Origin of the sequence: Anaerobiospirillum sp. NML120511 (assembly GCF_023050955.1) — a bacterium.
Classification (GTDB): domain Bacteria; phylum Pseudomonadota; class Gammaproteobacteria; order Enterobacterales; family Succinivibrionaceae; genus Anaerobiospirillum.
On the sequence record NZ_JALKIK010000001.1, the window covers coordinates 195,327 to 208,122 of the forward strand.

At 53.7% G+C, this 12,796-nt stretch carries 9 protein-coding genes; 5 read left to right on the top strand and 4 right to left on the bottom strand.

Annotated features, from left to right (window positions below; all coding sequences use genetic code 11):
• Positions 1–908: 908 nt before the first annotated feature.
• The 3 genes from MXE39_RS00355 (at position 909) to MXE39_RS00365 (ending at position 6,210) form a co-directional block, all read left to right on the top strand.
• Positions 909–1,820 (top strand): ABC transporter permease subunit, encoded by a 912-nt coding sequence (locus MXE39_RS00355; protein ID WP_246977789.1) that lies wholly within the window; start codon positions 909–911, stop codon positions 1,818–1,820.
• Entirely contained in the window at positions 1,807–3,786 is a 1,980-nt protein-coding gene (locus MXE39_RS13050) for an ABC transporter permease subunit (RefSeq protein ID WP_348647454.1), read from the top strand. Before MXE39_RS00355 ends, MXE39_RS13050 begins: the two co-directional genes overlap by 14 nt.
• Positions 3,787–5,049: 1,263 nt before the next feature.
• The gene (locus MXE39_RS00365; protein ID WP_246977772.1) at positions 5,050–6,210 is read left to right on the top strand and encodes a putative metalloprotease CJM1_0395 family protein; all 1,161 of its coding nucleotides are present in this window, start codon (positions 5,050–5,052) and stop codon (positions 6,208–6,210) included.
• A 932-nt stretch (positions 6,211–7,142) separates the two neighbouring features.
• Here MXE39_RS00365 and MXE39_RS00370 read toward each other — a convergent pair.
• Together MXE39_RS00370 and MXE39_RS00375 are read right to left on the bottom strand one after the other, a co-directional pair.
• A complete protein-coding gene (locus MXE39_RS00370; RefSeq protein ID WP_246977771.1) occupies positions 7,143–8,702 on the bottom strand; it encodes an ABC transporter substrate-binding protein in 1,560 nt (519 codons plus the stop codon).
• Positions 8,703–9,006: 304 nt separating this feature from the next.
• The gene (locus tag MXE39_RS00375; protein WP_246977770.1) at positions 9,007–10,572 is read right to left on the bottom strand and encodes an ABC transporter substrate-binding protein; all 1,566 of its coding nucleotides are present in this window, start codon (positions 10,570–10,572) and stop codon (positions 9,007–9,009) included.
• A 176-nt stretch (positions 10,573–10,748) separates the two neighbouring features.
• Here MXE39_RS00375 and MXE39_RS00380 point away from each other — a divergent pair, with 176 nt between their 5' ends.
• Positions 10,749–11,009, top strand: coding sequence for a hypothetical protein (locus MXE39_RS00380; protein ID WP_247073691.1), 261 nt, complete (start codon positions 10,749–10,751; stop codon positions 11,007–11,009).
• Positions 11,010–11,286: 277 nt separating this feature from the next.
• Here the strand turns inward: MXE39_RS00380 and MXE39_RS00385 are convergent, their stop codons facing one another.
• On the bottom strand, positions 11,287–11,529 hold the full coding sequence (locus MXE39_RS00385; RefSeq protein ID WP_246977769.1) for a hypothetical protein: 243 nt from the start codon (positions 11,527–11,529) through the stop codon (positions 11,287–11,289).
• Complete coding sequence (locus MXE39_RS00390; RefSeq protein WP_247073693.1) at positions 11,522–11,773, bottom strand: hypothetical protein; 252 nt, start codon at positions 11,771–11,773, stop codon at positions 11,522–11,524. Before MXE39_RS00390 ends, MXE39_RS00385 begins: the two co-directional genes overlap by 8 nt.
• A 388-nt stretch (positions 11,774–12,161) precedes the next feature.
• Here MXE39_RS00390 and MXE39_RS00395 point away from each other — a divergent pair, with 388 nt between their 5' ends.
• The gene (locus MXE39_RS00395; protein ID WP_246977768.1) at positions 12,162–12,719 is read left to right on the top strand and encodes a ClpXP protease specificity-enhancing factor SspB; all 558 of its coding nucleotides are present in this window, start codon (positions 12,162–12,164) and stop codon (positions 12,717–12,719) included.
• Positions 12,720–12,796: the final 77 nt, after the last annotated feature.

Consider the following 12,796-nt stretch of genomic DNA (forward strand, 5'->3'; position numbering starts at 1 on the left):
TGCCCCCTGCCGTGCCTGCGCTGCCATCATGGCAGCTGGCCCTGCAGGCTGCATCACGGCCGCTGGCAGGCATGCCGCTCAGCGTCAGACAGGCATGACACCCCGGCCTGATCCTCCGACGCCGCTCAGCCTGAGGATTCAGTGGCCGCCATCTGCTTGCTCTTTGGCTGCCACCTGTTCTTTGGCTGCCACAGCACACAGCGAAATATGCTGCACCACAAAAGCTTGAGCTTATGAGCTGTCTCAGGTCATGAGCTTTGCTGTTCAGGCCGGTGCGCAAGCCGCACGGCCTGCTGGCCAGCCAACAGGCTCTGTCAGTTTAAGGTCTGGCCCGCACAGGCCTGTGCAGCAGTGAGTGTCAGCTTGCGTGCACTGTATGTCCTGCACAGCGCAGTGGCTGAAAAGCGTAGCGGCGCAGGGCCATGGCATGTGCCTGCACTCTGGCAGTGAGGCTTGCAGGGCAGTAAGGTCAGCCCCAGAGACTGACTGTACTGGGCAGTATTCTCTTTACCGTATTTACTTTCCTGTTTATCCGTAACGCCCCGGTAATACTGGCCGCCCTTAGTAGCTGGCTGCAGCTGTTATATACCGGCTGTCGCCCCTGCCTCAGGCAAGGCCCCGCAGACGCGTGCAGCTGCTGTGACGTCAGGCTCATGTTCACGGGCCTGGGGCCTGGAGGCTGGGGGCTGGGACCGTGAGCTGCGGCGGCAGTTGCCCTGGGCCATGGCTGGCACGGCAGGTTGCCTGTCAGCAGCATGGCCGCAGCGACGGTAAGAGCAGGAAAGGTCAGTGCCGGCATCAGCGGCTCACTTGTAGAATTCAGGAACATTGCCATGTCCACCGGCTTTGCCAATATGTCCTTTATAAAACGTGCCTTTGCACAGAAGCGTGTTGTCAGCGAGGTTCAGATGTCCAATCATCACCATACCTGGCGCGATTATGCCCTTATCTTCGTGCCTTACATGTGGATGATTCTCTTTTTCCTGCTGCCATTTCTGATCATCTTCAAGATCAGTCTGTCAGTTTCGGCAATTGCGATTCCTCCTTACTCTCCTCTGGTGACTTTTGAAGATGGTGCCATGCAGATTATTCTGCATCTGGAAAACTACACCTGGATCTTCACCGATGAGGAAGGCACCTATATTCGCTCCTACCTCAAGTCGCTTCAGGTAGCAGCCTTTTCAACCTTTTTCTGCCTGCTCATCGGCTACCCTATAGCCTGGGCTCTGGCTACGGCCCGTCCTGCCGTACGCAACGTGCTGTTCATGCTGGTTATCATGCCAAGCTGGACCTCATTTGTAGTGCGTATTTATGCCTGGATGACCATTTTGAAAAGGGATGGCCTGATCAACGATATTCTCATGGCTCTGGGAATCATCGACTCACCAATCCAGATTCTGCAGACCGATGCCGCCGTATACATAGGCATTGTCTACTGTTATCTGCCATACATGGTGCTGCCGCTGTTCTCGGCCCTGATGAAGGTTGATTACTCACTTATTGAAGCTGCCTACGATCTGGGCTGCCGTCCGGTAAAGACTTTCTTTACCACTCTGGTACCTCAGACCCGCTCTGGAATCATGGCCGGCTCCATGCTGGTCTTCATACCGGCTATCGGTGAATACGTAATCCCTGAGCTGCTCGGTGGCAAGGGCTCCATCCTCATTGGACGTATTCTGTGGCAGGAGTTCTTCAATAACCGTGACTGGCCTTTAGCCTCAGCTGTAGCCATAGTCATGCTGATTATCCTGGTAATACCAATACTGCTCTTCTACAAGATTGAGCGCAAGGAACAGGAGAAGCTCAATGCACGCAAATAGCAGCAAGAATGCTCTGATGCGCAATGTCATTATTCTTTGCGCACTGATTTTCCTGTACCTGCCAATTGTGACCCTCATTATTTACTCCTTTAATGAGTCACGCATGGTTACGGTATGGACTGAGGCCTCCCTGAAGTGGTACCGCGCCCTCTTTAACAACGCTGATATCTTCCGCGCTGTGGGTGTATCTCTGACCGTGGCTTTCATGACAGCCTGCGCCTCTGTAGTTATCGGTACCCTGGCCGCCTTCGTTCTGGTACGTGTAGGCCGCTTCAGAGGTGAATCACTGTTTGTGCTGCTGATTACCGCACCAATGATTCTCCCAGAGGTTATTACCGGTCTGGCCCTGCTGCTGATCTTTGTAACCCTCAGTTCAGAGATCTCCATCTTTGCCGACCGTGGCATTATGGCTATCTGGATTGCCCACGTAACTTTCTGCTCCTCCTACGCTACCGTAGTAATCCGCTCCCGTTTCCGTGAGCTGGATATTTCCATTGAGGAAGCTGCCATGGATCTGGGTGCAGGTCCGGTCAAGGTCTTCTTTGCCGTGATCCTGCCAGCCCTGATGCCATCAGAGGTTGCCGCTTTCCTGCTGGCCTTTACCATGTCCATGGACGATCTGGTTGTGGCCTCCTTTATCGCAGGTCCGGACTCAACCACTCTGCCAATGCTGATTTTCTCCTCAGTACGCCGTGGTCTGTCACCTGAAATCAATGCTCTGGCCACCATCATTGTTTTCATCGTGTCTGTCTTTACCTTCTTTGCCTGGCTTTCCATGGTCAAGAAGCAAAAGCGTATGCGTGCTGACGCCGCCAAGGCCGCCCAGGCTGCCGCCATTGAAGAGAAGCTGCATTACAGCGCTCCTCACGGTGAGGATGCTCTTGGTGTCAAGCGCCGCCTTGATGATGCCACTCTGGCTGTACTCAAGGAGCAGGCAGCTGCCCTTGCCCGTGGTGAGGACACCTCTGCTGCTACCTCAGCGCGCCTGCGCGAGATGGGCTATCATGCCGATCAGGCTGCCCAGGCCGCCGCACAGGCTGCCGCTCAGGCCGCTGCCGCACAGGCCGCTGCTGCTCAGGCAGTGGCTCAGGCTGCTGTGGCTGCCGGTGACACATCTCAGGCTGAAAGCACAGACAGCGACTCTGACAGCGCTGAAGCTAACCGTCCCACAGTAAGTGAAGAGCAGATCGAGGCCAATTACGAGGCTATTGAGGCTGCCAAGGAAGCTGCCCGTGAGGCCGCCCTCAAGGCTGCCCGCGCCGCTCAGGCTGCAGCTCAGGAAGAGGCACTGGCTCAGGCCCGTGCCGCTGCCCGTGCCGAAACGGCCCGCACCGCTCAGTCAGGTCAGACAGCAGACAATGATGATCGTGCTGCCGCTGACCGTGGTGCATCTGCCCGCGATGCCACTGCCGCTCAGCGTGTTGCCTCATCTACCCTTGCTCAGGCCGGTATGGCCAAGGTGGTAGAGTCTGAGGACACCATGAATCCTCATGGTCTTGAGAACAGTGAGCTTGATGGCAAGGCCGTAACCCGCGCCACCACCATGAGCTCTCTTGCTGATGCCCGTGCCCGCAAGGCTGCACTCAAGTCAGCCCGTGACGGCGCCCCTTCAGCCGAGACTGTCAGCGACAGCAGCGCAGGAAGCACAGCCTCAAGCTCAGCAGCTCCAGGCAGCACCACTCAGGGCGGCATTATCGGCTCTATCGGTGCCCGTGCTGCTCAGGGTGCCAAGGCAGCCAAGGCAGCTATGGGTGGACGCACCACTACCGGTACTGCACCGGGCAGCTCCATAGGCACTACCTCAAGCTCCCTTGCTCAGGCCCGTGCCCGCAAGGAAGCCCGCGCACTGTCGGGCCGTACCGGCGAGGGCGTCAGCGCCGCCGAAGCTACCCGCAACAGCGAGGACAAGGCCGCCGCCCGCGACACCTCCACAGTCAAGGTGGTAGACAACACTCAGGAACAATAATTCCAGAGACGCCAAACAGCCATGCCACCGCTCCCGGCACCACAGTCCGTCAACGGCAACGTGATACGGACAGCCTCCGGAGCGGCACACACAGGCTGAGCACACCAGCTCAGCCGGTGGCCTGGTGTCAGGCAAGCCTTAACAACAGGGCCCGCAGCATGAACAAAACATGCTGCGGGCCCTTTTATTTTGAACCGGCCAAAACCAGCCCTTTGTGTCCACCACCTGCACCTGACTTCGGCCTGCAGCCCGCCCAGCTGCCTGGGCCTGCCGTCAGACAGACGGCCCTGCGGCGCGTTCTCCTGGCCAACTGACCGTCCAGCTGCCAGTTATCCCAGCCAGGTGACCGCCTGGCAGCCGGCTCGCCCGTCCGGCCTTGCGTCCGCCCCTGCGTGCGGCCCCTGATGCTGGCCGCCAGCCGGGCGTTACGATCATGCGGCTCTGTGCGCACTCGAGCAAAGCGGGCACTCATGCCAGGCGCAGCCTGCAGCATAACTGTATGAATGCCTGAAGTATGGTACACACTAAGGGGTCAAGTGCTGATTTCTTCTCTGCTGCTCTGCTGCCCTGCAACTTATGGCTGCAGTAGCTTTCCACAGAATATATTCATGAGCCCAGTATTCATCCCATTTATCTGTGCTGCCATGGCCCTGTCCCTGGCAAGGCCATAGCCTTTACACCGCATGGAGCCTGGATATGGTGCTGCCTTTGATGCACAGGACCATGGCAGTGAGAGCACTGCCATGACAGGCATGAGACTTACGTGGCATGCTGGCCTTTTTCAGTGCTCCAGGTATTGGGGAATTCAGGACTGCACAAATGGTGCAGACAGGGGCAGACAGGGGCAAACAGTGTGCAGACAGTGCACGGGGATCCCGCAGATATCAGCTTTTTGCAAGAGCTGCGTCGGGCCTGACAGGGGACTGAATTTTTGTCATAATATTTTTCCACATCTCTTAATTATGTTCAGGAACTGCCGTTAGGAATGTATGGAGCCAGTTTGTATGCAGATCTTTTCAGGAGAAGTTTTATTTCATGGGCTTTTTCTGAGATCCAGGCCTCCGTGCACAGCTGACAGTACGCTGTGCTGATGCATCTATAGCCAGAGAGTAATCGGGCCCGCGTGGCCCTGTCTGGAACAGCCGGTAAATCTTTACCGGTCGTAGTTCTTATTCAGTTCCCCGTGAGTGCGGTGCTCTCATAAGGTGCTGGAAGCCAGCACAGGGGACTGCCAATGCAGTCATTTTTTTTGTCGAGGTGTTTATGGCAGGCATAGGAATCGTAAACAGTACCCAGAACAATATTAATGTTTCTCAGAGCAGGATTGAGGCTCAGCAAATCACCGGTAACTCAAAGAGTACCCGTGTTGCCGGTCAGAGCCAGGATGATCTGGTAGAGCTTGCAACTTCCCAGACCCAGCAGACCGAAGGTGATGAGCAGTACTCCCATCAGCGTTATGTAGCCCTCCAGGGTTATATCAACTATGGCAAGGACGAAGGTGAGCAGCAGCCAGTCACTATTGGTGGCGGAAAGGGTGCCGCTTCCGAGGCTGCTGATGAAGCTTTTGAGAAGATGTTCAAGTCTGCTCAGCCTGCTTCTGCTGACCAGACTGGCGGCGAAGATAAGACCTCCGCACAGGCCATTACCGGCAGCGGTAAGGGCGCAGCCGTTGAGTCCGATGCTGAAGTACGCAAGCAGATGACTCTTCCTGGCAATACTTCCACTGACGCTGACAAGGTAGGCGGTGGTGAAAAGACCAGTTCCCAGGCCTTAACTGGCAGTGGCAAGGGCGCTGCAGCTGAGGCTGAAGAAGAAAAATCCAAGGCTGTTGATGAGAAAGGCCGCCCTGTAGACAACAGCAAGAGCTCCACCCAGCAGCAAAAGGGTGCCAATGGCAAGGAGCTGACTGAAGAAGAGCTTCAGGAAATACAGGACATGCAGGCCCGTCATGAAGAGGTCCAGGTACACGAGCAGGCTCACAAGAGCGCCGGTGGCCAGTATGCAGGTGCTCCTTCCTACAGCTACGAGACCGGCCCTGATGGCAAGCGCTACATCACTGACGGTGAGGTAAGCATCGATATTGGTGAAGAGGACAATCCTCAGGCCACTATCGACAAGATGCAGATCGTAAAGCGTGCTGCCATGGCCCCTGCTGAGCCATCTGCTCAGGATCGCAAGGTTTACCAGGAGGCCACTCAGAAGGAGGCTCGTGCCCGTCAGGAGCTGGCTCAGGAGAACAAGGAAAAGAGCGAAGAGCGTCTTGAGTCTGCCAAGTCAGCCATGCGTGGTGAAAATACTACTGCAGCTGACAAGACCAAGGAGGCCAAGGAAGCCCGCAATGGCGAGAAGATCGAGCCTGCCGAGGTTAAGCCTCCAAAGAGCAGCGATATCTCCCGCTCCCTGGAAAGCGTTATTGTTGGCTAACAGCCACAGCACCTGCATGCCGCCCTGCGTCCTGCAGGCTGTCTGAGCGGCCTTATGGCCGGTCACACAAAAGCCCTCTCAGATGACTCTGAGAGGGCTTTTTCAGCTCTGTACCCTGCCTGTGCTGCGCCACCCGGCTAAGCTGCCCTGCAGCCGCCTGCAACGCAGGACGGCCGTACGTCCAGCCTGGCGTCCGTCTCTCCAGCCATACCGTCATCACTGGCTGCCCGGCCGTTTCGGCCCTGTTCTGCCTTATCAGCCGACATGCCTGTCCAGGCTGATGGCCCGGATGGCATGACTGCCTGTCACAGGGCCAGATCTGCGCTCATGTAAGTCACCCTGCTCAAGATAAAGCCTTAAATCATCTATGCTGGGATGTTGAGATCCCCCTCTATCCGGATATGTCAGAGGGAGGGGCAAAACTTTTGAAATTTAGTACCAGTACTCAGTGGGTCAAAGCTTTTGAAATCTGACACCAGTCTTAACCTGCATACGAGTATGCGACGAGCCCCAGGCACCACATATCTGACAGGGCGCATGTCAAAAGTTAGCCCAGGTAACTATATGGGCAGCAAAAAAGGCCATAGAACGGATATTCTATGGCCTTTTTGCGGTTTAATATGGTTACTCTGGCCTGTAAAAACAGTTGACCAGAGGAGGTGGGCTCCAGGCACAGCAGGCAGAGCCTTGAGGCTCTGCCTGCTGCAGTAAATGCTGCAGACTTATTTGCTCAGTTCAACGTATGAATGACAGCATGGTTGCCCCTTTAAGGTGCCGCAGCTGTCAATAAGCCCTAAGTGAGCTCAGAACTGTGGCCGGCAGACCGCATTAGTACTGCCGGTCACTGTTGTACTGCTGGTCGTGTTACCTGACAGTAAGTCACTGGGCTGGTTTGCAGCAGTGGCAGCAGCTGAGGCTGCAGCTTGCTTTGTCTATTTTTTGGTGGTCTCAGCAAAGAGGAATACGCACAGAGGGTTGATGAGGGTGCCGCCAATGCCAGGGCGAGAGGCCAGTAAGATGCTGGAGTGAAACAGCGGCAGAATACCTACGTCCTCCATCAAAATGGCGTCAGCGCGGCTGTAGAGCCTGGAGCGTTCCGGGCCGTCCGGTACCCAGGTGGCATTTTGGACAATCTTTTCAAACTCCTTGTTATGCCACAGACCATTGTTGGCTACCGGCTGCTTTGAGGCCAGATTCTTAATGAACTGGTCAGGATCGCCATTGCCCATCCAGCCCACAAAGGCCAGATCCCAGCTTTCGGTGAGCAGACGGCTCTTAAAACCGGCCCAGTCATAGACATCAATGGTTAGCTCTACTCCGGCCTTTTTGAGGTAGGCCTGCACGGCTTCAGCCAGGACCTGACCACCAAGAGGATTGGTGGCACGTGCCGAGGAGCTGGTAATAGCACGCAGTCTGGTTATTCCTTTTTCTTTGAGAGCCTTTGCTGCTGCCTCAGGGTTGAATTCAGGAGCCTTGACTGCAGGGTCATAACCGGCAAGACCAGGTGGAATATAGGAGTGGGCCGGGCTGGCATAGTCCTCGTAGAGAGTATTAATCATCTCAGGAACATTGATGGCCTGAGCAATGGCAAGACGTACTGTTTTATCAGCAGTTACAAAGCCGTCACGGTTGTTGAAGGCAATGTAACTGGTATTGATGCCCTCGCCTTTGTAGATTTGAGAGCCGCTCTTCTTGATCTGCTCGATAACATGAGCGTCAATGCCGTTGATGATGTCGACCTCACCATTATTGAGGGCCACCACACGGGCTGAAGGATCTTTGATGATTTTATATATTACGTTTCTGACATGAGGTTTGGCGCCCCAGTAGTTTTCATTGACTGTCAGAATCAGCTGCTGACCGCGATCCCAGGCAACGAATTTGTATGGACCTGTACCAACAGGATGCTCAGATACATTGTTGCCGTATTTCTCAAGAGCTGCAGGAGAAATTATTGGAGCTGAAATGCACAGGGCCATGTTGCGCAGGAACGGGGTCGAGCGGCGGTTGAGCACAATCTCCAGAGTATAGTCATCTACAGCGGTGATGGATTTGACATCGCCGAACATTACCGGAGCATAAGGCATGTTGGCTGTTCTCCTGCCGGGCATCTGACGGTCGAAGTTGTACTTTACAGCCCTGGCATTAAAGTCTGTACCATCATGGAATTTGACGCCTTTTCGCAGCTTAAAGGTATAAGTAAGGCCGTCATCGCTGATGGTCCAGCTCTGAGCAAGGCCAGGCTCAAGATCGATGCTGTCGTTTTTGTATTTGAGAAGGGTTTCGTAGATATTGGAGTTGACGTTGCTGGAGTCATTGTCATCTACCAGAGCCGGATCCAGACCTATTGGCTCTGAGGCTACACCGTAGAAGAGATTGTCCTGGGCCTTTCGGGACAGACCTGATGCCAAGGCTGCCGGGTTGAGGAGAGTTACGGAAAGCACGGCGGCACTGAGGGCGGCCAGTACATAGCGGGTATTAAATAAATTCATTTTTCCATCCTGATGAGTGAAGCTCTGACTGGAACACTGCCTGTAACTGGAGCAGCTCTGCCCGGGAGATATGCTGCAGAGCAGACCGGGCGTAAGCCCACGCGTCATGTGCATCCTTGCTGCGCTGCAGTCTCGCTGCGCTGCAGTCTTGCTGCGGAGCAATCTGCTGCATGAGATTCCTGTCTGCAGGAAATCCAAGGCTACGGGACAGGCACAGTGGCAGTGGCAATCAGAGGTGATTTTCTGATGGTGCCGGCAGCGCCGGGCGCTGTCGACACCATCAGATTATGAAAGGCGGGGGCTGCTATTTCTTTCTTACTTCAAAGAAGCGGAATACAGCCTTAGGATGGATGATGTGGCCCTCGACATTAGGGCGGTGAGCAGCCATGGTCATGGCATGGGAAATAGGGAAAGCGCCGACATCTTCAGCCACAATGCCATCTGCTTTCTGATAAAGAGCAATGCGCTCCGGGCCGTCAGGCAGTCTTACAGCCTTTTGGATGATGTCGATAAACTCAGGATTCTGCCACATTCCCTGGTTCATTAGCGGGTCTTTGGAGGCCAGAATGTTAATGAAGTTGTCAGGATCACCATTGTCACCGGTCCAGCCAATCAGGGAAAGATCCCATGAGTCGGTGACCACACGGCTCTTGTAGCTGGTCCAGTCGTAAGCATGGATATTGACCTTGACGCCCACCTTGCTCAGATAGTCCTGAATGGCTTCAGCCAGCACCTGGCCACCGGCCGGATTATAGGTACGGACATCTGAGTAGGTAAGCAGAGTCAGTTCCTTTACGCCTTTGGCAGCCAGAGTCTTACGGGCCTCATCAGGATTATAGGTAACAGTCCTGGTGTCAGGAGAGTAGCCCGGTACAATTGGAGGGAAGAAGGAATGGGCCGGAGTGGAATACTGCCTGTAGAGTGTTTTGACCAGTTCAGGGACATTAATGGCCTGGGCAATGGCCCTGCGTACCTCACGGTCAGCAGTAACAAAGCCCGGACGGGAGTTGAAGCTGATGTAATTGGTATTGTTGCCCTCAACAGTGAAGACTTTGGAGCCGCCTTTTTCAATACGATCTACCACATTGGCATCAATACCGGTAATGATGTCCACCTCTCCGTTGTTGAGAGCAACCACGCGGGCTGAGGTGTCTTTAATCACCTTGTAGATAACATTTTGAACCGGAGGTTTAGGACCCCAGTAGTCCTTAAAGGTGGTTACCACTACCTGCTGCCCCTTATCCCATGCAACCAGCTGGTAAGGGCCGGTTCCTGACGGGTGCTCCATGACATTATTGCCGTGCTTCTCAAGGGCTGCCGGGGAAATGACGGGAGCAGCAAATGCCATGGCCAGGTTGCGAATGAAAGGAGTGGATGGAGCTTTGAGGGTGATTTCAATAGTGTGGTCATCGATGACACGGGATGATTTGACATCGGAGTAGACCAGGTCGGCATAGCCCATCCCAGGCAGGCGCTTGCCCGGCATCTGGCGGTCGATATTATATTTGACTGCCTGGGCATTAAAGTCAGTTCCATCATGGAATTTGACGCCTTCCTGCAGTTTCAGGGTGTAGGTCAGACCGTCATCGCTTATGGTCCAGCTTTTGGCCAGGGCCGGTTCAACATCAGCACTGTCAGGCTTAAATTTAAGCAGGCTCTCATAAATATTGACCAGAATGTTGGCCGACTCATTATCATTGGTCAGATGCGGATCAAATCCTACAGGCTCTGATGAGGACGCGTATACAAGATTGTCTATGGGCTTGCGCGACAGTGTGCTGCGGTCAATTCCTTCGGCATAGGCAGAGTTACTGAAAAGGGCGGCAGAGAGGGCTATGGACATTAAGGATTTAGTAAATAAGCTTTTCATTGTGATACCTTTGATTATACGTTTTGCTATTGCTGTTTCTTGAGAATCACGCACGCCCCTGCAGACTTGTCTGCACAGATCTCATAACCCCGGGTATCACCGGCCTTCAAAGCAGGCTCAGTGCCCGCGCTGCGCTTTACAGTAAATCTGTACTGCGCGGCACTGCGTTGTACAGTATGTTCAGCTTTGCAGCTGCGGCGCTCAATGGCGACAGGGCGCCGGGTATGAGAATAAGGATCGAATTATCAGGAGAGCTGCTGTACAGATACGATGTTCAAGGTCATCGCCGCCTGCCGGAGCTCATGCGTGACTGCAGGTCCATTGTCAGTCAGAAAGGAAATTCCGTTCAACAAGGGAACACGCTCCCGGCGGGCCGTTGCAGCGGCATTAATGATAATTTTGGGCACTATCTATTGACCAGTGAATGCCAGCGATAAATATGGTATTTTCACCTTAAACAAGGTGTTGAAATGACATAACCTGCATGTAAATCATTTGCAGCTCCATACAGGACGCTTACTGCCGTTCTGAAGCCTGGAAATCCTGATTTTCTGGTACTTTTAAGCGACATGGACTGCACTCTTCAGCGAAAATGTCCAAGACGTGAATTTTTAATCAAAAAAAGCCGATCACCATACATTGATTTCCCTGTTTTGTTGCAGCATGCTTGAAATGGATCACAGATTTCTCACATTTTTTGTGCGCAATCCGACTTCAGCTGTACCTTATGTCCCCCTCCTCCATCCGGCCCCCAAAAAACAGCTCAACGTCATCAAAAAGTGAGCAAAACAGCTCAAAAATGGCTAAAACTGTCCATAACATCCCCAAATCATGCAAAAGTACCCAGAACAGCACCAAATCAGGCAAAAGTACCCAGAACAGCACCAAATCAGGCAAAAGTGCCCAGAACAGCCCCAAATCAGGCAAAAGTACCCAGAACAGCCCCAAATCAGGCAAAAGTGCCCGGGCCTGACATTAGGGAGACTTTTCTGGAATTACCCCAATGCTCAGGGTGGGCTACTGCCATGGCCAGCTGTTTATCGTGCTTCTTTGAGCCCTGATTCTCTCCCGGTGGCTCATCATGCTGGCGCATATCATGACTGCATTCTTTTTGTACAAGCGGCTTAGTAGTACTTATTGCCTCATCTCCAATCTCTTTGGCTACGAGACTAATGATGGAACCCTCAAAGAGATAAGGCATGTGGACTAATGATGGAGCCCTCAAAGAGATAAGGCATGTGGACAAATGACCTGTCCCAGGCACAGACAAAGTTTTTGTAGAGTATAATCAGCTTACTGATTTGGACCGTTTCTCTCTCTTAACGGCGGGGAAAACTGCTCTGACTGTCTAAGGTCATGGCATTATTTGAATAAATTCTGCTGCACAGGCAGCGGCCACCGGGAATTTTTTGTCCCCAGCCCGGTCTTAACAGTTCAGACACCATTAGCTGACGGTATGCTCATGGCCATAACGGGCCAGGAACAATCTGATAACAGCCAGTCAGTCAGTATGGCAGATGCATATCGCGCCCGGATTTTCACAAAAGAGGTGCCAACCATCAAATGTACCTCGCAATGGAGTATTTATCATGATTAGTACTTACTCTTACATGTTTACCGCCTTTTACAACTGGCTGCGTGACAACAATGTCAATCCCCGTATGATCGTGGACGCCACCCGTCCTGGTGTAACCGTACCGCAGCGCTATGTTGTTAACGGCGTGATTGTAATCTCCATTGCCCCTAACCGAATTACCGATCTGGAAATCTGGCAGAATCGCATCTCCTTTAACAGCACTTTTGACGGCAGAAAAGAATTTGTGGTTATCCCTTACAATGCCATGTCAGAAGTGGTCATTACCGATGCCGGCATGTCCATTCCAATGTACATGTGGCTCAACACCATTGAGCTTGCCTGTCATGAAGACGAGCTGGTGCCTCCATCAGAGGACGACGAGCCAGAGGCCGAAGTGGCAAAGCCATCACGCTCATCAGCCTCACGTGAGTCAGAGCCACGCCGCCCTGTCACTTTCATCATTCCTGAGGAAGATGATGCCGACAACCTTCGCCCAACCAACGGACCAAAGCGTCCATTCACCCGTGACAGCTGCACAAACCAGAAGCCTCAGCTGACCTTCCTCGAATAACACCAGCGCAGACCAGCCCCTGTCTGCGCACTGGCCCGAGCCAGTGCCAGAGCACAGGCTATGGCGAATGCTCGCGC

Excerpts from the sequence above, each read along its gene's own strand:
- MXE39_RS00355 (WP_246977789.1), top strand. The coding sequence starts at position 909 with ATGTCCAATCATCACCATACCTGGCGCGATTATGCCCTTATCTTCGTG.
- MXE39_RS13050 (WP_348647454.1), top strand. The coding sequence starts at position 1,807 with ATGCACGCAAATAGCAGCAAGAATGCTCTGATGCGCAATGTCATTATT.
- MXE39_RS00365 (WP_246977772.1), top strand. The coding sequence starts at position 5,050 with ATGGCAGGCATAGGAATCGTAAACAGTACCCAGAACAATATTAATGTT.
- MXE39_RS00370 (WP_246977771.1), bottom strand. The coding sequence starts at position 8,702 with ATGAATTTATTTAATACCCGCTATGTACTGGCCGCCCTCAGTGCCGCC.
- MXE39_RS00375 (WP_246977770.1), bottom strand. The coding sequence starts at position 10,572 with ATGAAAAGCTTATTTACTAAATCCTTAATGTCCATAGCCCTCTCTGCC.
- MXE39_RS00380 (WP_247073691.1), top strand. The coding sequence starts at position 10,749 with ATGTTCAGCTTTGCAGCTGCGGCGCTCAATGGCGACAGGGCGCCGGGT.
- MXE39_RS00390 (WP_247073693.1), bottom strand. The coding sequence starts at position 11,773 with ATGCCTTATCTCTTTGAGGGTTCCATCATTAGTCTCGTAGCCAAAGAG.
- MXE39_RS00395 (WP_246977768.1), top strand. The coding sequence starts at position 12,162 with ATGATTAGTACTTACTCTTACATGTTTACCGCCTTTTACAACTGGCTG.